Here is a 19,409-nt window from a genome sequence, read left to right on the forward strand (position 1 = left end):
CACCGAGATTCTCACCGCTTCGCCTTTCTCGAGTTGAATCCGGCGATCAGTGCCGCGACGTCGTCGGTCACGACCTCGGCGAACGATCGGTCACCGAAACTGCCGCTCGCCCAGTGCCGGACGCCTTCGCTGACGTGCATGCCCGCCAAGCGGGAGAGGTGTTCGATGTCGACATGCGCGCCGATTTTCCCGTCTTGCTGTGCCCGGGTGAAGAGCTCGCCGAACATGTCGGCGTCGGCGGTCTCGTCGACTGACTCACCCGCGAGGATCCGGTGCTCATGCCGGTAGCCCTCCAAGATCGTCTGGATGATCAGTTCGCGCGGGTTGCGCCCCATCGACCGTTCGAGGCTGCGCAGCGCCTCGGCGATGATGGTCTCGATGTCGTAGTCGGCGCGCAACAGCGTGCGCACCTTCTGCTGCGCCGCCCGGGTCGACAGCAGGCCGACCTCGAAGAGGATGTCCTCCTTGGCGGGAAAGTAGAAGTAGAACAGGCCTCTCGACACGCCCGCGGCCCGGCAGATGTCGGCGACGGTCGTCTTGGCATAGCCGTTCGTGCGCCACAACGCCATGGCCGCCTGCACGAGCGCCCGCTTCGTCTCATGCGATCGAGCCCGCTGGAAAGATGCGCGCCGTTGACCACCGTCAGCCATAACCTCGCTGCTGACCTTCGACACTCCGGCACTGTAACAGGGCGATTGAGGGTTGCAAATAGTTGACGTTTGTCTAACTATCTATGGGTGGTCGCGACATTGAACGGCAGGCGCATCTTGGTGACCGGTGGGGCTACAGGCATCGGCGCGGCGGCGGTGCACGTGCTCACCGAGGCGGGTGCACGCGTAGTGGCCACCCGCCACACGACGGCGCCTCCCGACGTGCCGGGCGTGTCCTGGCTGCAGTGCGACGTGCGTGACGCCGACGCAGTCGAGGAGACGGTGCGAGCCGCTGCCGAGGAGATGGGTGAGCTCGACGTACTGCTGAATGCGGCCGGGCTGTGGCAGCCGGGCATCCCCGGTCAGATCACCACCGACGACATCGACACCCTGTTCGACACCAACGTCAAGGCCACGATCCTGACCAATCAATCGGCATACGCGGTGATGCGCGCGGACGGTGGCGGCCGCATCATCAACTTCGGCTCCGCCGAGGCGGTGATGGGCAGCCCGCTCTCGGCGGTTTACGCGGCGACGAAGGGAGCGGTGGCCGCGTGGACCCGCTCGGCGGCCAGGGCCTGGGCCGCCGAGAAGGTGTCGGTGATCGCGCTGGCGCCCGCGGTACAGACGCCGGGTGCCGACCGGCTGCGCGAATTCCTCGGTCCCGCTGCGGAGTTCATGGACGAACAGCTCAAGACATCGATTCCGCTCGGAGGAGCACTCGGTGACCCCGTCGGCGACCTCGGCCCCGCGCTGGTGTTCTTCTGCAGCGAGGGGTCACATTTCATGACAGGACAACTCGTCGCCGTCGACGGCGGCCTCATCATGCTCGGGTCGTAGGCCTACGAAAGGCAAGACATGCCCAACCTCCACCACGTGGTCGTGCGCAGCCATTCCGCGCACACCTTCACGGCGTTTCTGACCGAGGTGATGGGGATGGCGGTGCAGTTTCAGATGCATGTCCCCGGTGAGGTGTTGGAGAGAACGCTCGGATGGCCGGCGTCGGACGGGGCGGAGGTCACCATGCTGGGCACCGGCGACACCGGGCTCATCGAGGTGCTCGACGTTCCCGAGCACCTTCGCGATGTGGTGCCCGAGGGGCTGGCCGCATTGTCGTTCATGGCCCCAGACTTCGCCGAAACACGCGCGAGGGCCAGCGCCTTCGCCGACGACGTCACGATGCTGGACACCGGTGTGCCGGGTGTCGACCTGTTCTTCTGCACGATGGGAGGGGTTCCCATCGAGTTCATGGGAAGCTATGTGCCCGAGGCGAATTCCAAAGCCAGCGAGGCGACGAACTCCTGAGTGCGCCGACGTGACGCCTGGCGTTGAGCGGCATCGTCTCCGAGCGGAACCACCCGCGCCGCCAGATCGGTGACGCCGGCGTCGCGGTAGCGGCGCAGTCGCGCCGCGACCGTCGCTTCGTCGCCGACCGCCATGGTGTCGCCGACGTCCTCGGCGTCGCCGTGTTCGAGCAGGCGTACGTAGTTGGGGGAGAAGTCGGCGTGGCCGAGCACCTCGCTGGCGTACGCCCGAGCATCGTCGACATCACCGTCGGCGCAGAGCGCGACAGGGACACCGGCAACGACCCGAACATCCTGGCGGCCCGCACCTTTCGCCGCCGCCGTGATGCGGGGCACCACGTAGTCGCCGATCGCGCGTTCGTCGGCCATCCACAGGATGGTCCCGCCGGTGCGCTCACCGGCGATCCGGAGCATCATCGGCCCGAGCGCGGCCACCAACACCGGCACGGTGAAGGCGTCGGTGACGTCGACCGGGCTGCGTACGCGGTAGGTGTCGTTGTCGACGGCCGTGGTGCCCGGTCCGCCGAAGGCCGCGTCGAGCACCTCGAGATAGTCGCGCACCAACCGGGCGGGCTTGTCGTATGGCAGGCCGAGCTGGTCGGTGATGATCCAGTGGTGCGACGGGCCGATCCCCAGCGTGAATCGGCCGCCGCAGGCGATCTGTGTGGTCAGTGCCTGCTGGGCCATGATGAGCGGATGGCGGGTCTGGATCGGCACCACGGCCGTTCCGATTTCGATGCGGTCGGTGGCGTTTCCGATCAACGCCACGGCGGTCATCGCATCGAGATAACCGGGCACCTGCGGCATCCAGAAGGTCGCGAAACCCTGCTTCTCGGCGGCTCTTGCATCGTCGATCAGCCCATCGAGCCGCTCGCCACGGGAACGCTCCTTGTCGGAGCCGACCATCAACCCGATGCGCATCCATACCTCCGGTCACGGCACATAGCGGTCCCATTCGTAGGGGACGACGCTGTGAAACGGTGCGGCGAAAAGCGGTTCGACGCCGTCCCGGCTCCACCGGGCCTGCAGGACCGGCCGGAGCCGCTGCCCGACCGCGACGGGGTCGTCGTCGAGGAAGCAGTACGTGATCGTCTGTCCCGCAGGGGCGCTGGCCAGACGGCCTTCGACCGGCAGCGACATCGCCGCCCACGCTCCTGCCACCCCCTCGACATCCACAAGTTCGTCAAGAGCGCCAGCGCCTCGTTCCAACAGTAGATACACACCCCGGTTCGGCCACCACGGCAGCACGTCGGCGCCGGCCTTGATCCGAGCGGCCGCGGCGCGCTGCCGCACATCGTAGACACCGCGTTCGACGGGCGGCAGCAGCGGCAGCTTACGGCCCGCATCACCGAGCGCCCTGGACAGCGCGAGGAACGGTTCCATGCCCTCGACCCCGGTGAAGAAGTATGTCATCACGTGATCGATCGCATCGTAGGGACTTTCACCCCTTCCTCGCGCGGCGCGGCACTGCGGCGTGGACACCAGGCGCAGGGATGCGCGCACCGCCGACATCCGGTGCTGTTCGGGGCGATGGTCCAGGGTGTGCCAGCGCAGGTATTCCGCGTCCGCCCCGTGGGGGTGGCGCCGCGCCATCGAGACGAACATGGTGGTGATGTTTCCGTCACCGTTCGCGAGCACCTCGGGAACCTCGTCCGACGGTCTGCCCGGCAATTGCATCGACGCCTCCTCTACACCGAATCCGGCTGTGGCAGCGGGATTTCGGGGTGGCGGGCCGCGATCATCCTGCGGAGACCGGCGCGCCAGCCGATCGTCGTGCGCCCCAGCACGTCGTGCATGTGGGTGACGTCGGGCCACAACGGGGTATGGGCGTCGGGTGTGTACTCGAAAGTCGGTTCGACGCCGACCAGTTCGCCCATGTAGGCGCAGTATTCCTCGACGCTGACCGTCTCACTGCCCGCCCAGTTCACCACGACCGGCGGCGTGTCGGCTGCCTCCATCGCCCTGATCCCCAACGCGACGTAGTCGTCCTCGTAGATGGGGTTGTAGTTGTTGGGCCGGTCCGGGTGCAGCCGAATCGGTTTACCGGCCAGCATCGCGTCGAGACGGTCGGCGGGCGCGCCGCCTTCAGGCCCGTAGGTGGAACAGATCCTGATGATCGTCAACGGAATCTCGTACTGTCTGGCGACCCACGTGCAGACAGCCTCGGCGGCGACCTTGGAGAAGCTGTAGTTCGCCCGCAGCGGCACCCCGGGTGGATCGGATTCGGTCAGTGGCCGCCGACCCTGGTAGGCGTAGATCGAACCGGTCGAACAGAACACGAAGCCCTTGGCGCCCCGGTACCGGTGCAGCAGGTCGCCCGAACGTTGCGCGTTCGTCTCCACGCAGCGGGCCCACTCTCCGGCGCCGGGGTCGACCGCGGCGTGGAACACATAGGTGAAATCGTCGGGGAGCGCCGAGAAGTCGCCGTCGCTGATGTCGAGGGCGACCGGGACGACGCCGGCGGCGCTCAGCCGGTCGCGGCCAGCCGGCTCGCGCAGCCGGGCCGCGCCCCACACCTCGTTGTTGCGTGCCAACTCCCGCGCCAGGGGAAACGCGATCTTGCCGGTGGCGCCGGTGATCAGGATCTTCTCGCCGTCGAGCATCCCTTAAGTCTTAGCGCACGACACCCTAAATGTTAAGTACTTGATATGTTGGGTGGGTGCAGCTCACCTTCGATGCCGAGGTGGAGGCGTTCCGTGCGGAGTTCGTCGCCTTCCTCGACGAGCACCTGCCGTCGGAGGCCGAAGCCGCGGGGGAGCGTTCCCGGTCGACGGCCCATGTGCCGCAGTGGGCACGCCGTTGGCAGCGGCTGCTGTTCGACCACGGATGGCTGTTACCCGGAAACCCGCCGGAATTCGGCGGCCGCAACGCCGGCGTGCTCGAACAGTTCGTCCACCGCGAGGAGCTGGCGCGCCGCCGGATCTACCACGCCTTCAATCCGCAGGGCGTCGGAATCATCGCCGCGTCGCTGCTGACTTTCGGCACCGACGAGCAGAAGCAGCGGTGGGCGGTGCCGATTCTGCGTGCCGAGATGACGGCATCGCTGGGTATGAGCGAACCCGGGGCCGGTTCGGACCTGGCGGGACTGGCCACGCGAGCGGTGCGCGACGGTGAGGATTTCGTCGTCGACGGGCAGAAGGTGTGGACGTCGGGCGCCCACGACGCCGACGTCATCCTGGCGTTCGTGCGCACCGACCCGGATGCGCCCAAACACAAGGGAATCAGCGCATTGTTGATCCCCACCGACCTTTCCGGGGTCGAGCGCAGGCCGTTCGCCTCGGTGTACAGCCGTGACGACCTGGATTTCAACGAGGTGTTCTTCTCCGGCGTTCGGGTGCCCGTAGAGAATCTCGTCGGTCCGCTGCACGAAGGTTGGCGCGTGGCCAACGGATCGCTGGGCCACGAGCGGACCATGATGTGGATGGCGTTCGCCAACCGGCTGGACCAGCTACTGCAGGATTTTCGCCCGGTGGGAGCGGTGGACCAGGACCGCTATGCGACGGTCGCCATGGACTATCAGGCGCTGCGTCTGCTCGGTTCCGTCGCACTCGGTCAGGCGGCGCGAGGTGAACGCGACATCCCCGGCGTCTCGGTGTTGAAGCTGTTCGGGTCGGAAGCCGAACAGAGGGCGCTCGGGTATGCACTCGATGCCACCAGCGCAGATGGCCTGCGCAGCCCGGGGCTCACCGCGCCGTACAACCCCTACAGCCCAGACCTTTTCACCGCCGACTGGTTCACTCGCTACATCAGCTCGTATGCCGGGACCATCTCGGGCGGCGCGTCGGAGATTCAGCGCAACATCATCGCGCAGCGGGTGCTCGGCCTTCCGCCGCGCTAGGCGTGTCGGCGGGGTGCGGGCGCGGCGAGTTCCCTCAAAGACGCCATGAACAATTCGTCCATCCGTGGGCTCAACTCGGCCAACGAGGCGGCACCGGCATGGCCGACGGAACCGAAGACGCGGTCAAGCGCATCGGCATCAGCGGAGGAACCGATCGAAAGGCACAGGCAGGCAATGCCGTCGGCGCGCAATTCCTCGAGTGCCTTGTGCGCATCGGCCTCCGCATAGCGGCCTTCGTAACCGTCGTCATACGGGTGGCCGTCGGACAGGACGAGCAACAGCTTGTTGGGGGCGCCCGCCTCCTGCTCGAGGATCTCGGCCGCGCCGCGGATCGCCGCGCCGAGTCGGGTGTAGTTCGACGGTTGCAGTTGATTGAGGCGAGCACGGCACACGGCCCCGAAGCGCTGATCGAATTTCTTGACAGCCGGAAGGTGAACCGCGTGACGGCCGCGGGACCGGAACGCGTACACCGCGACCCGATCGCCGAGCTCCTCGAGCGTCGCCGCCAGCGTGGCGGCCGCCCGCCGCTGGTGCTCGTGCACGGCAAGGCCGTCCGGGTCGGCGTCGGTCACCGAACCGGACGCGTCGAGCAGGATCAGCACCCCGAGGTTCCTGGCGACCTTGCGGTGTTCGGAGAAAATGTGCTCGGGTGGGGAGAAGCCGGAACGTAGGTCGACGGACAGGTCGACAAGGGCTTCGATGTCGAGTTCGTCGCCATCGGGCCGGCGTCGTAACACCCTGGGGCCCAACCCGATCCGGGAGAGACGGCGACGAAGGACGTCGTCGGGGGTGACGGCGGCAGCGGCGACGTCGGCGGGCGTGGTCAGCGGATAGTCGATCACCCGGCACCAGTCCGTCCGGTACCGGCGCCCGAAGACGTCCCACTCGGGATGCAGCGCTCCGCCCACCCCGACCGCGGCGCCCGGGCGTTCGTCGTCGGTGAAGTGGATTTTGGTGGGCAGCGGCCTGGCGTGCGACCCGGCCGCGCGGACCCGCCGTACGGCTTCGGCCTGTGGATCCCCGCCGGCGCTGTTCCCGGACGACCCCGATGTGCCGAGCAGCTTGCGCAGGAAGTCCCCCACCGTCTTCGAGTTGAACAGCGGGTTGTCGAACATTTTGAGGATCTTGCTTTCCTCCGACGGCCCCTCGTCATCGTCGTCGTCGGTCATCGGTCCGACGGCCGGATCGAGTGTGAACCGCAGGTCGTCATCGGAGGCCCGGGCGCCCGACTCGGTCGTGCTCAGCAGCGCCGAGGGTTTGAGGATGCCGAACCAGGTGGGCGGATCGCTGACTCGTGTTCGGCTGCGGGCGATTTCGAGGGACTCGGCGGCCGATGCGGAGCCGTGCGGGTTCTCGGGCTGGAGCGCCGCCGCCAGCGGCATCCGGCGGGCCAGTTCGGCGAGCACCCGGCGACCCTCGATTGCCAGGTAGCGACGCGCGAGAGTCGGACGTGCACGCAACGGACGGATCAGTGGCTCCCGCAGGCTGCCCGCCCCGATGAGCGCGCTGTGCAACATCACTTCGCGCCGATTCTGCTCTGCCGGACCATTGTCGGTGACGAAGATGACCGTGCCGTTGGTGTGGGCGGGTTGGCCCTGCGGCGCGGCCGCGAGGTCGACCGGCCGACCGGCGATGAACGTCGCCAGAAACCGGAACCGGTCGAGTTCGGCTGCGCCCGAGGCGTTCACGGGCTGGGTAGCAGTGCGTCGACGAGTTCGCCGAGCGCGCGCACCACGTCTTTGTCGTCGGACAGCGCCTCCACGATCGCGGCCTGCACGGCGCGCCGCAGAGCGAGCCCCTCGGCGGCGAGGCCGCCGGCGAGGATGAGCATCCGCGTCGAGGACACCTCGCGCAGCGGTGAGCCGTCGATGCTGCGGATCGCGTTGCCGATCGCCACCAGGGTGCGTGCCGTGTCGGCGTCGATTCCCGCCTCGTGCGCGACGATTTCGGTCTCCACCTCGGGCGGGGGGAAATCGAGTTCGATCGCGACGAAGCGTTGGCGCGTCGACTCCTTGATGTTCTTCAGCACGCTCTGGTAGCCGGGGTTGTAGGAGATCACCAGTTGGAACCCCGGTGCCGCGGGCAGGGTGGTGCCCAGCCGGTCGACCGGGAGCTCACGGCGGTGGTCGGCCAGCGGGTGGATCACGACGGTGGTGTCCTGGCGTGCTTCGACGATTTCGTCGAGGTAGCAGATCGCTCCCGTCCGAACGGCTCTGGTCAATGGGCCGTCCACCCAGACCGTCTCGCCGCCCTTGAGCAGGAACCGACCCACCAGGTCGGCCGAGGTCATGTCCTCGTGACCGGCGACGGTGATCAACTCGCGGCCCAGTTCGTGCGCCATCGCCTCGACGAATCGGGTCTTACCGCATCCGGTGGGACCCTTGAGCAGCACCGGCGAACCCCGCCGCGCCGCGGCGCGGAACACCTCGGCCTCATCGCCGACCGACCGGTAAAACGGTGCTCGCGAGGGATTTTCGAGCGTCGGCGTGCGGTTGTTGGCCGACACCTCATTCGCTCCGCTCATGCGGCACCACCGCGGGCATCTCCGCGCCCTCGGGCAGCACGAGTTCACCGTCGGTGTTGATGTAACCCGAGTGCCTGGTCGGAATGGGCAGCGACGGGTCGGGGCACGGCCGGTCGGTGCCGTCGCCGCACAGGCCCGACGTGAAGTAGGAGCGCTTCTGCACATCCTCGGGCCACGGGTCGGCATGGGTCGCCATGAACTGCGCGGGAATGATGTAGAAGACGAAGAACGATGCGCTGATGGCGGCGAAGATCGCGAGGAAACGCACGAATTGCTGTTTGGCGAATCCGCCCCGGACGTTGTCGAGTCCCTTCTCGACGACGGTGCGGCCGCGGTCGTCGGTGAAGAACCGCAGGCAGCACAGCGCGGCCTGTACGCCGCCCCACATCAGGCCCTCGTAGATCGGCCACTGGTAGTAGGTGCCCGCGTTGATCGACAGCGCCTGGATGGCACCGGGGAAGGTGTACATCCCCAGCGGCATCAGGACCAGGCCCTCCATCACGAAATCGAACACGAAACCCCACGCGAAAGCGACGCCGATCAGACCCTTGGTGCCGAGGTTCGGCCAGCGCTGCTGGGCCTTTCGCATGACCCAGCAGCCCAGGATCGTGCACAGCAGCACGCCGTACGCGTATCCGGAAACGTTGATGCCCAACGGTTCTGCCACCTGGGCGCCGGGCCTCTCGGGCGAGAGCCAGCCCGGAACGTGCGGGGCCCACGAACCCATGTTGAACGCCCACGCGTTATAGGTGCACCAAGTGTTGATGTAGTTCAGCAGCGGGTCCTGAAAGAAGAACAGGCCGGTGGACACCATGATCATGCCGTCCAACGTGATGCGGCGTTCGCGTCGCCACGGCCGGATGATGAACCACCAGATGGCGACCGGGAAGAGCACCGGCGAGCCGATCTGCCACATCATCAACGCGACCTTCATGAAGGTCGGCGGTTCCGTCGGACCGGGATCGACCGGCGTGAAGTACGGGCCGGTGATCCACCGGATCCAGACGTAGACCTGAAGTGCCAGGATCAGGCCGCCCGCCGTCGCCCAGATCTTGACTCGGCGCGAAGCCTGCGGCGACGCCTCTTCGAGTCGACCCACGGAGCTCAGCGACTCAGTGGATGGCTTGTTCGACAGTTCGCTCACCACGCCTCCTCGACCGCGCCTCGTCATCGCGATCCCGAGAAATATACCCGTCGGTATCTGGAGAACTCAATGGGATCTCAGATTCTTATGGCAGAATTCCGGCATGGCGGAGCGGTGGACCCGGGAGCGGCGACTCGAACACACTCGGTCCCTGCTGCTGGACGCGGCCGAGGACGTGTTCGCCGAAAAGGGCTTCACGGCAGCCACTGTCGACGACATCGCCTATGAAGCCGGTTACACGAAGGGCGCCATATACAAACACTTCGCCACCAAGGAGGAGCTGTTTTTGGCCGTCAGCGACCGCTACTGGCGCCGCTATTTCGACAACTTCGCCGAGGTAATGTCGTCGTCGAAACAGGTGGGGGCCCGCGAGCGCGACGACATCGCAAAGCGGTGGCGTCAGCTCAGCCGGGACCGCGGCGCCGAACACGCCGCCCTCGGTCACGAGTTCACGCTGTACTTGCTGCGCAATCCGGATGCGCGAGAGCGCGTGGTCGGCAAGCGGACCGAGGTGGTCGAGGCCTTGGCGAAGTTCATCGTCGACGGCCTCGACCGGCTCGGTGCAACACTGGTGATCCCGCCGTTGACGTTCGCCCAGGTGCTGATCGCCACCAGCGACGCCATCGTGCTCGGCAGTGAGCTCGACGACGTCGACCTGTACCGGCCGATCATCGACATGTACGTCTCGGCGATCAAGTTCCCCTGACGTGAGCCCACGCGAGTAGCGGGCGAAAACTACGCTGTGGCAATCGAGATGGATTTCGTGTCGGTGTACCCGTCGATTCCCTCGCGCCCGAGTTCGCGGCCGTAGCCGCTGTCCTTGACGCCGCCGAACGGTGCGAACGGATCCATCGTGTAGCCCTGGTTGACGCCGAATGTGCCGGTGCGGATGCGCGCGGCGACAGCTACCCCGCGCTCGGTGTCAGCGGTCCACACCGATCCGGCCAGGCCGTAGTCGGAGTCGTTGGCGATGGCCACCGCTTCGTCCTCGTCGGCATACGCGATGACGGTCAGAACGGGGCCGAAGATCTCCTCGCGCGCGATGGTCATGTCGTTGTCGGCGTCGGCGAACAACGTCGGCTTCACATACCAGCCCCGGTCGAGCCCGTCGGGCATGTCGGCGCCTCCGACGACGAGGCGGGCACCTTCGGACTGGCCCTTCTCGATGTAGCCCCGCACGCGCTGCTGCTGACGTTGTGCGACGAGTGGTCCGACCTGTGTGGCCGGATCCGTCGGATCCCCGACCACAAGCGACGTCATCTCGGCGGCCAGGGCCTCGGTGAAATCCCCCGAGCGTTGCGCAGGCACCAGAATCCTGGTGAGCGCGTTGCAGATCTGACCGCTGTTGGACAGGCTCGCCGAGCGAACGCCGGCGGCGACGGCAGCGGGGTCGGCATCGGCGAGCACGATGGCCGCCGACTTGCCGCCGAGTTCGAGGCTGACGCGCCGCAGGTCGACGGCGCACGCGGCGGCCACCGCCTTGCCCGCCGCGGTCGACCCGGTGAACGAGACCTTGTCCACCCCGCGATGTTTCACGAGGTACTCACCCGCGGACCGGTCGCCGGGCAGCACGCTGACCACACCTTCGGGCAGCCCGGCCTCGGCGATCATGTCGGCGAGCAGCAGTGCGTCCAGCGGCGATTCGGGTGCCGGTTTGACCACGACCGTGCAGCCGGCGAGCAGCGCCGGGATCAGCTTGGTGACGATGAGGAACTGCGGCATGTTCCACGGCACGATCGCGGCGACGACGCCGACCGGCTCGCGGCGGATGCGGATATCGGTCCCGTACATTCCCGGGCGGGATTCCTCCCACGGATACCCCTCGGCCAGATCGCAGAACGCCGACATCATCATCGCGGGCAGCCCGACTTGCGCGCGCTGCGCGAAGCTGATCGGCGCCCCGATTTCGGCGGTGATCGTCTCGGCCATCTCGCCGCGCCGTTCGCCGTACCGCTCGGCCAGCCCGCGCACGGACGCGATGCGTTCGGTGGGGGCAAGGCGCGGCCACGGGCCGGAGTCGAACGCGGAGCGCGCAGCGGCGACGGCCGCGTCGATGTCCGCGGGTCCGGCGGCGGCGACGCGCGCGACGGGTTCCTCGGTGTGCGGGGAGACGACCTCGATGTGGTCTCCGGCGCTCGCCTTGGACCATCGGCCGCCGATGAACAACTCGTCCGATCGCATTTGTGTGCACACCCTTTCGCGCTGCTTGCGGCATGACGAGCGGCCGCGACCGCCGTGCGGAACTCGGTGACGGCGTTCGCCCGCGCCGGTCTATATCAACTACTTGCGATTGTGACATGGAGCATATACCGTCGGCGCTGCAGCTCCCGGCACGGTCCAGGCCGGGCGGACAGGAGTAGGCAATGGCTCGCTTTCCCAAACCGCCGGAAGGAAGTTGGACGGAGCACTATCCCGAACTGGGCACCGATCCGGTCTCCTACGAGGACTCCATCAGCCCGGAGTTCTACGAGAAGGAGCGCCGCGCGATCTTCAAGCGCGCCTGGCTCAATGTCGGTCGGACCGAACAGGTTCCGCGCAAGGGGAGCTACTTCACCAAAGAGTTGAAGGTCGCCAGCACGTCGATCATCGTGGTGCGGACGACCTCGGGTGAGGTCAAGGCGTATCACAACATCTGCCGACACCGCGGCAACAAGCTGGTGTGGAACGACATGCCGCTCGAGGAGACCAGCGGGGTGTGCAGGCAGTTCACCTGCAAGTACCACGCCTGGCGCTACGACCTCGACGGCAACCTCACCTTCGTGCAGCAGGAGGGGGAGTTCTTCAACCTCGACAAGAGCCGCTACGGGCTGGTGCCGGTGCACTGTGAGGTCTGGGAAGGGTTCATCTTCGTCAACTTCGCCAAGGAGCCCGAGCAGTCGCTGCGCGAGTTCCTCGGTCCGATGATCACCGCCCTGGAGGGCTACCCCTTCGACAAGATGACGTCGCGGTTCTACTACCGGTCCGAGGTGAAGGCGAACTGGAAGCTCTACATGGACGCCTTCCAGGAGTTCTACCACGCACCGGTACTGCACGCGAACCAGTCGCCCACCGCCTACTCGAAGGCCGCCGCCGAGGCAGGCTTCGAGGCCCCGCACTATCGCATCGAGGGGCCGCACCGGCTGGTCAGCACGTCGGGTGTGCGCGCCTGGGAGATGGCCGACGAGATGCGCAAGCCGATCGAGGACATCTGTCAGAGCGGATTGTTCGGCCCCTGGGACAAACCGGATCTGGGGGAGATGCCCCCCGGCCTGAACCCCGCGAAATGCGATCCGTGGGGCCTTGATTCGTTCCAGTTGTTCCCGAACTTCGTGATCTTGTTCTGGGGGCAGGGCTGGTACCTGACCTATCACTACTGGCCCACGTCGTACAACACGCACCTGTTCGAGGGCACCGTGTACTTCCCGCAACCGCGCACTCCCCGGGAACGCATCGCGCAGGAACTGGCCGCGGTGTCCTTCAAGGAATACGGGTTGCAGGACGCCAACACGCTGGAGGCCACCCAGTCGATGATCGAGTCGCGGGTGCTCGATGACTTCCTGCTCTGTGACCAGGAGGTGCTGATCCGCCACCTGCACAAGGAGACCGCGGCGTGGGTGGAGGACTACGAACGCAAGACGGCGGGTGTGTGAGATGACGACCGCCAAGTTGCCGCCGGAATTCGCCGACCTCGAACAGTTTTCGGACTGGTGTCTGGGGTCGGAGGCCGAACGCTATGCCAAGCGGCTGTCCTCGACGATGACCGAGATGCAGGCCTTCTACGACGCGATCACCGCGCGCGCGGAGGAGGCCATCGCCTACTGCGACAAGTTCTCGCTGGACGAGTTGCCCGAGGACGTGCTCAACCTGATGCATCTGCTGTACTCGATGATCCAGGTGTCCTTCCCGGTCGAGTGCTGGAAGCAGCCGAAGGTGCCCGATTCGGGGGCCACGACGCTCGACTGCGTTTCCGAACCGGTTCCGTGACGACGCGCACCGTCCTGCGCGCCGCGCGCTGGGCCGACGTCGAGGCCGGAGAGGTGCGCTCGCCGGCCGTGGTGGTCGTCGAAGGCAACCGCATCACGGCCGTCAATCCACCCGAACCACAAGATGATTCGGCCACGGAAATCGACCTCGGCGATGTCACGCTGTTGCCGGGCCTGATGGACATGGAGCTCAACCTCCTCATCGGCGGGCCCGGTGGGCCGGAGGGCTTGCCCAGCCCGATGCACGGTGTGCAGGACGATCCGGTCTATCGCACGCTGCGCGGGGCGGTCAATGCCCGCACCACGCTGGAGGCCGGGTTCACCACCGTGCGCAACCTCGGTCTGATGGTCAAGACGGGCGGCTACCTACTCGACGTCGCGCTGCAGCGGGCGATCGATCAGGGGTGGCACGTCGGCCCGCGGATCTACCCCGCCGGGCACGCGGTCACCCCGTACGGCGGCCACCTCGACCCGACGGTGTTCCAGCGGCTGGCTCCGGGCATCATGCCGCTGTCGGTGGCCGAGGGCATCGCCAACGGCGTCGACGACGTGCGCGCCTGCGTGCGCTACCAGGTCCGCCACGGCGCCAAACTGATCAAGGTGTCGGCCTCGGGCGGGGTGATGTCGCACAGCACCGCCCCCGGTGCCCAGCAGTACAGCGACGAGGAGTTCGCCGCGATCGCCGACGAGGCCCACCGAGCGGGTGTCCGCGTCGCCGCCCATGCGGTGGGCGACAGCGCGATCCGTGCATGCATCAAAGCAGGCATCGATTGCATCGAGCACGGCTTCCTCGCCAGCGACGACACCATCCAACTGATGGCCGACACCGACACCTTTCTGGTCTCGACCACCTACCTGACCCAGGCGATGGCGATCGACCGCATCGCTCCCGAGTTGCGTAAGAAGGCCGAGGAGGTGTTTCCCCGCGCACAGGCGATGCTGCCCAAGGCCATCGCGGCCGGTGTGCGGATCGCCTGCGGCACCGACGCGCCGGCGATCCCGCACGGACAGAACGCCAAGGAACTGTGTGCGCTCGTCGAAAGGGGGATGACGCCGATGCAGGCGATCCGCGCCGCCACGGTGACCAGTGCCGAGCTGATCAAGGCCGACGACGAATTGGGGCGCCTGGCGCCGGGATACCTCGCCGACATCATCGCGGTGCCCGGGGATCTGGCCCAAGACATCACCGCCACCCTCGACGTGTGTTTCGTGATGAAGGACGGTCACGTCCACAAGCACGAAGGGAACTTGGACGGTGGCTAGGCAAACAAACCCAGAACTGGGCATGGAACTGGGCGACAACATCCTGTGGCATCTGAAGCAGGCGTGGTACTTCGCGCTCACGGCGGTCAACGACGCGGTCAGCCAGCACGGCGTCAGCACCGCCCAGATCGGTGTGCTGCGCCAACTCTCCAATGAGCCGGGGCTGTCCGGCGCCGAACTCGCGCGCCGCTTGCTGATCACCCCGCAGGGGGTGCAGCTGGCGGTCAAGTCTCTGGAGCAGCGGGGACTGGTCGAACGCAAACCCGATCCTCAGCACGCGCGAATCCTCAAGGCTTACCTCACTTCTGAAGGACGTAAGGTCGCCGGCGCGGTCGTCAGCGATGCTATCGCCGCGCACGAAGCCGTTTTCGGCGTCCTCACGCCAGAAGAGCAGCAGACGCTGCGTGACCTGCTGGCCCGGGTGGTCGTGAAGGGCACCGGGCACACGATGGCCGACGACCACATCGGCGACTGATCAACTCATCCGTTGCCGAAACCGATGTGGCTGCGGATCAAAGGGAGATCGGCCATCGTCGCGAATCCTGCGGGCGCGGCGACGATCGCGGGCACCGCATTGAGTACCTGCATCGCCGTCGCCACGTTCGCCGACCGCACATGCTCGACCATGCTCGCGTCGCGACTGAAGCTGGCGAGGGAGAAGAAGTGAGCGCGCATCGAGGGATCACCCTCGATGGTCAGCGTCCAGCCGTGCTGTGGCTTCGGCCAATGCCCGGGGTATTCGTTGCCGACGGTCCACAGCGTCTCGATCTCGACCAAGGTCTGACCATCGCGTCGGCCCGACCAGGTCCACCGTTGCCCCGCCGTCGTTCCCGCCGCCAGCATCCGGTCGAAGATCTGATGGTCCGACATGGCCGGGACGGCGTCGACAGCGGCGGTCACCTCGTCGATGCCGGCGTTGAGCGCGTCGGCGATGAGCCAAACCTGCTCGCTGAAGATCGCGCTGTTGAACGCCAGGAAGTCGCTGCCCGTGGGGCTGATGGTCTCGACGGGTTCTCCGAAGCACATGTTGTCGAACGTGATGGCGGTGCTGTCGTAGACCGACCAGTCGGCGCGCTCCTGCAGGGTGACCTTGTCGATGGTGCGGCTCATCCCCGACAACGCCAGCGGCAGCACGCCGGAGAGGTTGCCCGGATTCAGGCCGCTGCCGTGCACGGTGCTGTTGCCGGTCTGGCACGCGTCCTGCAACCGTTCGCGGTCGGCGGGCCGGGTGCGCCGCGGGTGGAACAGGAATGCGGTCGTGGCCACGTTCTTACCGCTGGCCAGGATCGCGCACACCTCGTCGACGTCGGTGTTGCGTGGCGTGTACAGCACGCAGTCGGCGTCGACGGCGAGGATGCGATTCACGTCGGTGGTGGCGGCGACGCCGATGGGGTCGAGGCCGGCCAGCGTCCCGATGTCGACACCGTCCTTGTCCGCCGAATACACGCGCGCCCCGACGAGATCGAACGCCGAGCGGTTGTCGAGTACCGCGGTGATCATCTCGACGCCGACGGCGCCGGTGCCCCATGCGATGACGCGATGCGGTTGCATCCGGTCACGCTACGTCACCGGCGTACCCGGGGGCTTCAAGTGGTTGAGATCAATCGCAAGTACTTGATACTGTGGGTGGCGATGTCCGACGACGAGTTCGCCCCGCTGCGCATCAAACGCGTGGTGCCCGAGACCAGCGACGCCGTATCGCTGGTTCTCGATGTTCCGGCGGACTGCTCGGATCGCTTCGTCTACAAGGCGGGTCAGTACCTGACGCTGCAGATCAGGGTCGGCGGAGACGATCATCGGCGGTGTTACTCGATGTCGTCGTACCCGCACAACGGGAACGACCTGCAGATCACCGTCAAGCGCGACCCGGGTGGCCTGGTCTCGAACTGGCTCAACGACACCGCGCAGGTGGGCGGCGAGATCCACGCCGCGCCCCCCGACGGCCGCTTCCTGCTCGGTGACACCGACCGTGACATCGTCGCGTTCGCGGGCGGTAGCGGTATCACCCCGATCTTCTCGCTGATCGGAGCCGCGTTGGTGAGCACCCGCCGGCGGGTTCGACTGTTCTACGCCAACAGAAGCCACGATTCGGTGATCTTCGGCGAGCCCCTCGCGAGGCTTGCCGCCGACAACGCCGAACGCCTGTCGGTGACCAATCACTTCGACGACGAAGCCGGCGTCGTGCAACCCGCGGCGGTCGAGGCATTCGCATCGGCGTGCGGTGAGGTCGACTACTACATCTGCGGGCCAGGGCCGTTCATGGACACGGTGGAGAACACGCTGCTGGGCATGGGTGTGCCCCGCGAGCGGCTTCACCTCGAACGGTTCACGGTGGCACCGGTTCCCGCCGAGGTCGCCGCCACCTCCGAGCGAACCGAGGAGGTGGTCATCGAACTGGATCGCAAGACCACCACCGCGCCCTACCGGTCGGGTAACACGCTGCTGCAGACCGCGCGCATGGCGGGGTTACGTGCCCCCTCGTCATGCGAGACCGGTTCGTGCGGAACGTGTATGGCGCGCATCGTGTCCGGAAGCGCCCGCATGCTGAACAACGATGCTCTCGACGACGACGAAGTGGCCGAAGGTTGGGTACTGACGTGTCAGTCGCTGCCGACGAGCCGGACTGTCCACGTGAGCTATGAGTAGAAGACGAGGTCAAGTGATGACCCGTGTCGCGGTGGTGACCGGCGGTGCTTCGGGCATGGGGGAGGCGACGTGCCACGAGCTCGGTCGTCGTGGGCACAAGGTGGCGGTGCTCGACGTCAACGGTGAAGCGGCCCAACGGGTCGCCGAAATGCTGAGGGCCGACGGCGTGACGGCCCTGGGGGTGGCCGCCGATGTCAGCGATCGCTCGGCGGTCGAGGAGGCGTTCGCGAAGGTGCGTAGCGAGCTGGGGCCGGTGCACATCCTGGTCACCAGCGCCGGTGCCGTGGACTGGGCGGCGTTCACCGACATCACGCCGCAGGCGTGGCAGCGGCTGATCGACGTCAACCTCACCGGAACCTTCCACTGCTGTCAGGTGGCCGTACCCGACATGCTCGACGCGGGCTGGGGTCGCATCGTGATGATCTCGTCGTCGAGCGCGCAGCGCGGCTCGCCACGGATGGCGCACTATGCCGCCTCCAAGGGTGCGTTGCTGTCGCTGACCAAATCACTTGCGCGCGAGTATGGTCCGGCCGGCATCACGGTCAACAACATCCCGCCGTCGGCCATCGAGACGCCGATGCAGCACGCCGGTCAGCAGTCCGGGCACCTGCCCTCGAACGAGCAGATGGCCGCGACCGTCCCCCTGGGGCACCTCGGCACCGGCGACGACATCGCCGCGGCCGTGGGCTTCCTGTGCTCTGAGGAGGCCGGTTTCATCACCGGTCAGATCCTCGGCGTCAACGGTGGGTCGGTGCTGTGATGACCGCCTCGCTTTCCGCACACCAACCACGACACGGAGGTTTCGATGGCTAAGTGGCCCAAGCCGGCCGAGGGCAGCTGGACCGAGCATTATCCGGAGCTGGGAACCGGGCCCATCTCGTTCCGTGACTCGATCTCACCGGAGTTCTACGAGCTCGAACGCGAGGCGGTGTTCAAACGCGCCTGGCTCAACGTCGCGCGTGTCGAGGAACTGCCGCGTGTCGGAAGCTACCTGACCAAGGAGATCGACGCCGCCAAGACGTCGGTGATCGTGGTGCGGGGCAGGGATCAGCAGATCCGCGCCTTCTACAACATCTGCCGTCACCGGGGAAACAAGTTGGTGTGGAACGACTTCCCCCACGAAGAGGTCAAGGGCACCTGTCGACAGTTCACCTGCAAGTACCACGGGTGGCGTTACGACCTCAAGGGCGATCTGACCTTCGTCCAGCAGGAGAGCGAGTTCTTCGGCCTGGACCACGAGCGGCGCGGCTTGAAGCCGGTGCAGTGCGACGTGTGGAACGGGTTCATCTTCATCAACTTCGATCCCGAACCGCGGTGGACCCTGCGCGAGTTCCTCGGCCCGATGATCACCGCGCTCGACGACTACCCGTTCGAATTGATGACCGAGCGTTACGAATTCGAGGCGCGCAACAACAGCAACTGGAAGATCTTCGCCGACGCGTTTCAGGAGTACTACCACGTGCCCTCGCTGCACTCGCAGCAGGTGCCCAGCGCGGTGCGCCAACCCAACGCGACTTTCGAGTGCGGCCACTTCCAAATCGACGGGCCACACCGGCTGGTGTCGACGGCGGGCACCCGTCGCTGGCTGTTGGCGCCGGAGTACATGTATCCGGTCGAACGGGTCACGCGCAGCGGTCTCGTCGGGCCGTGGCGCACCCCGGAGACCCATCAGTCGGCCGGGCTGAACCCCGGCGGCATCGAACCCTGGGGCATCACCAACTTCCAGATCTTCCCGAACCTGGAGATCCTGATCTACCACGGCTGGTATCTGCTGTACCGATACTGGCCGACGTCGCACAACACCCATAAGTTCGAGGCCTACAACGCATTTCATCCCGCCCGGACCGTGCGCGAACGCATCGAGCACGAGGTCGCCTCGGTGGTGCTCAAGGAGTTCGCGCTGCAGGACGCCGGAATGCTCGGCGGCACGCAGGCGGCGCTGGAGTACGGCCTTGGCGAGCCGATAGTCGACGAATACCCGCTCAGCGACCAGGAGATCCTGGTGCGTCACCTGCACCACGAGGCCGTCAAGTGGGTCGAGGAGTACAAAGCCGAGCGCTCGCCGGTGGGGGTGTGAC

Annotated in this window: 20 protein-coding genes; 11 read left to right on the top strand and 9 right to left on the bottom strand. The window is 66.6% G+C overall.

Features of this window, described 5'->3' with window-relative positions:
• Nucleotides 1–11: 11 nt before the first annotated feature.
• Nucleotides 12–650, bottom strand: a complete 639-nt coding sequence (locus AU072_RS15510; protein ID WP_165595588.1) for a TetR/AcrR family transcriptional regulator — start codon at nt 648–650, stop codon at nt 12–14.
• 87 nt (nt 651–737) lie between these two features.
• Between AU072_RS15510 and AU072_RS15515 the strand changes: the two genes are divergently transcribed.
• Nucleotides 738–1,490, top strand: a complete 753-nt coding sequence (locus tag AU072_RS15515) for an SDR family NAD(P)-dependent oxidoreductase (protein WP_064414609.1) — start codon at nt 738–740, stop codon at nt 1,488–1,490.
• 18 nt (nt 1,491–1,508) lie between these two features.
• A complete protein-coding gene (locus AU072_RS15520; RefSeq protein WP_064414610.1) occupies nt 1,509–1,955 on the top strand; it encodes a VOC family protein in 447 nt (148 codons plus the stop codon).
• Here AU072_RS15520 and AU072_RS15525 read toward each other — a convergent pair.
• Genes AU072_RS15525 through AU072_RS15535 form a run of 3 tightly spaced genes read right to left on the bottom strand, consistent with a single transcriptional unit; the run spans nt 1,907 to nt 4,557 of the window.
• On the bottom strand, nt 1,907–2,875 hold the full coding sequence (locus AU072_RS15525) for an LLM class F420-dependent oxidoreductase (RefSeq protein ID WP_064414611.1): 969 nt from the start codon (nt 2,873–2,875) through the stop codon (nt 1,907–1,909). The two genes, AU072_RS15520 and AU072_RS15525, sit on opposite strands and share 49 nt — an antisense overlap.
• Nucleotides 2,876–2,887: 12 nt before the next feature.
• The gene (locus tag AU072_RS15530) at nt 2,888–3,631 is read right to left on the bottom strand and encodes a hypothetical protein (RefSeq protein WP_064414612.1); all 744 of its coding nucleotides are present in this window, start codon (nt 3,629–3,631) and stop codon (nt 2,888–2,890) included.
• Nucleotides 3,632–3,642: 11 nt separating this feature from the next.
• Nucleotides 3,643–4,557 (bottom strand): NAD-dependent epimerase/dehydratase family protein, encoded by a 915-nt coding sequence (locus AU072_RS15535; protein WP_064414613.1) that lies wholly within the window; start codon nt 4,555–4,557, stop codon nt 3,643–3,645.
• Nucleotides 4,558–4,613: 56 nt separating this feature from the next.
• On the opposite strand from AU072_RS15535, the gene AU072_RS15540 reads away from it, so the two are divergent.
• Nucleotides 4,614–5,792, top strand: coding sequence for an acyl-CoA dehydrogenase family protein (locus AU072_RS15540; RefSeq protein WP_064414614.1), 1,179 nt, complete (start codon nt 4,614–4,616; stop codon nt 5,790–5,792).
• On the opposite strand, the gene AU072_RS15545 is transcribed toward AU072_RS15540, so the two are convergent.
• From AU072_RS15545 to AU072_RS15555, 3 genes are read right to left on the bottom strand one after another with little or no spacing between them, the layout of a single operon-like run.
• Nucleotides 5,789–7,480 carry a nitric oxide reductase activation protein NorD gene (locus tag AU072_RS15545; RefSeq protein WP_064414615.1) on the bottom strand — a complete coding sequence of 564 codons (1,692 nt, stop codon included), beginning with the start codon at nt 7,478–7,480 and terminating at the stop codon, nt 5,789–5,791. The genes AU072_RS15540 and AU072_RS15545 overlap by 4 nt on opposite strands.
• Nucleotides 7,477–8,316: a CbbQ/NirQ/NorQ/GpvN family protein gene (locus AU072_RS15550; protein WP_064414616.1), complete on the bottom strand. Its 840-nt coding sequence runs from the start codon at nt 8,314–8,316 to the stop codon at nt 7,477–7,479. The genes AU072_RS15545 and AU072_RS15550 overlap by 4 nt, the downstream gene beginning before the upstream one ends.
• Entirely contained in the window at nt 8,300–9,460 is a 1,161-nt protein-coding gene (locus AU072_RS15555) for a spirocyclase AveC family protein (RefSeq protein ID WP_064414655.1), read from the bottom strand. Before AU072_RS15555 ends, AU072_RS15550 begins: the two co-directional genes overlap by 17 nt.
• Before the next feature lie 103 nt (nt 9,461–9,563).
• Here AU072_RS15555 and AU072_RS15560 point away from each other — a divergent pair, with 103 nt between their 5' ends.
• On the top strand, nt 9,564–10,166 hold the full coding sequence (locus tag AU072_RS15560; RefSeq protein WP_064414617.1) for a TetR/AcrR family transcriptional regulator: 603 nt from the start codon (nt 9,564–9,566) through the stop codon (nt 10,164–10,166).
• 29 nt (nt 10,167–10,195) lie between these two features.
• Here AU072_RS15560 and AU072_RS15565 read toward each other — a convergent pair whose 3' ends face one another.
• Nucleotides 10,196–11,641: an aldehyde dehydrogenase gene (locus tag AU072_RS15565; RefSeq protein ID WP_064414618.1), complete on the bottom strand. Its 1,446-nt coding sequence runs from the start codon at nt 11,639–11,641 to the stop codon at nt 10,196–10,198.
• Between the two features lie 182 nt (nt 11,642–11,823).
• Here AU072_RS15565 and AU072_RS15570 point away from each other — a divergent pair, with 182 nt between their 5' ends.
• The 4 genes from AU072_RS15570 to AU072_RS15585 are packed head-to-tail and all read left to right on the top strand — an operon-like array spanning nt 11,824 to nt 15,160.
• Nucleotides 11,824–13,089, top strand: a complete 1,266-nt coding sequence (locus AU072_RS15570) for an aromatic ring-hydroxylating oxygenase subunit alpha (RefSeq protein ID WP_064414619.1) — start codon at nt 11,824–11,826, stop codon at nt 13,087–13,089.
• A gap of 1 nt (nt 13,090) precedes the next feature.
• Nucleotides 13,091–13,423 (top strand): hypothetical protein, encoded by a 333-nt coding sequence (locus tag AU072_RS15575; RefSeq protein ID WP_064350266.1) that lies wholly within the window; start codon nt 13,091–13,093, stop codon nt 13,421–13,423.
• Nucleotides 13,420–14,685 (top strand): metal-dependent hydrolase family protein, encoded by a 1,266-nt coding sequence (locus AU072_RS15580; RefSeq protein ID WP_064414620.1) that lies wholly within the window; start codon nt 13,420–13,422, stop codon nt 14,683–14,685. Before AU072_RS15575 ends, AU072_RS15580 begins: the two co-directional genes overlap by 4 nt.
• A gap of 22 nt (nt 14,686–14,707) precedes the next feature.
• Nucleotides 14,708–15,160, top strand: a complete 453-nt coding sequence (locus AU072_RS15585) for a MarR family winged helix-turn-helix transcriptional regulator (protein ID WP_064350268.1) — start codon at nt 14,708–14,710, stop codon at nt 15,158–15,160.
• Nucleotides 15,161–15,165: 5 nt separating this feature from the next.
• Here the strand turns inward: AU072_RS15585 and AU072_RS15590 are convergent, their stop codons facing one another.
• Nucleotides 15,166–16,236 carry an NAD(P)H-dependent amine dehydrogenase family protein gene (locus AU072_RS15590; protein ID WP_064414621.1) on the bottom strand — a complete coding sequence of 357 codons (1,071 nt, stop codon included), beginning with the start codon at nt 16,234–16,236 and terminating at the stop codon, nt 15,166–15,168.
• A gap of 81 nt (nt 16,237–16,317) precedes the next feature.
• Between AU072_RS15590 and AU072_RS15595 the strand changes: the two genes are divergently transcribed.
• Genes AU072_RS15595 through AU072_RS15605 form a run of 3 tightly spaced genes read left to right on the top strand, consistent with a single transcriptional unit; the run spans nt 16,318 to nt 19,408 of the window.
• Entirely contained in the window at nt 16,318–17,331 is a 1,014-nt protein-coding gene (locus AU072_RS15595; protein WP_064414656.1) for a ferredoxin--NADP reductase, read from the top strand.
• Between the two features lie 16 nt (nt 17,332–17,347).
• A complete protein-coding gene (locus tag AU072_RS15600; RefSeq protein ID WP_064414622.1) occupies nt 17,348–18,091 on the top strand; it encodes an SDR family NAD(P)-dependent oxidoreductase in 744 nt (247 codons plus the stop codon).
• A gap of 45 nt (nt 18,092–18,136) precedes the next feature.
• Nucleotides 18,137–19,408: an aromatic ring-hydroxylating oxygenase subunit alpha gene (locus AU072_RS15605; protein WP_064414623.1), complete on the top strand. Its 1,272-nt coding sequence runs from the start codon at nt 18,137–18,139 to the stop codon at nt 19,406–19,408.
• Nucleotide 19,409: the final 1 nt, after the last annotated feature.

The sequence above is a fragment of the Mycolicibacterium novocastrense genome (assembly GCF_001499835.1).
Classification (GTDB): Bacteria; Actinomycetota; Actinomycetes; order Mycobacteriales; family Mycobacteriaceae; genus Mycobacterium; species Mycobacterium novocastrense.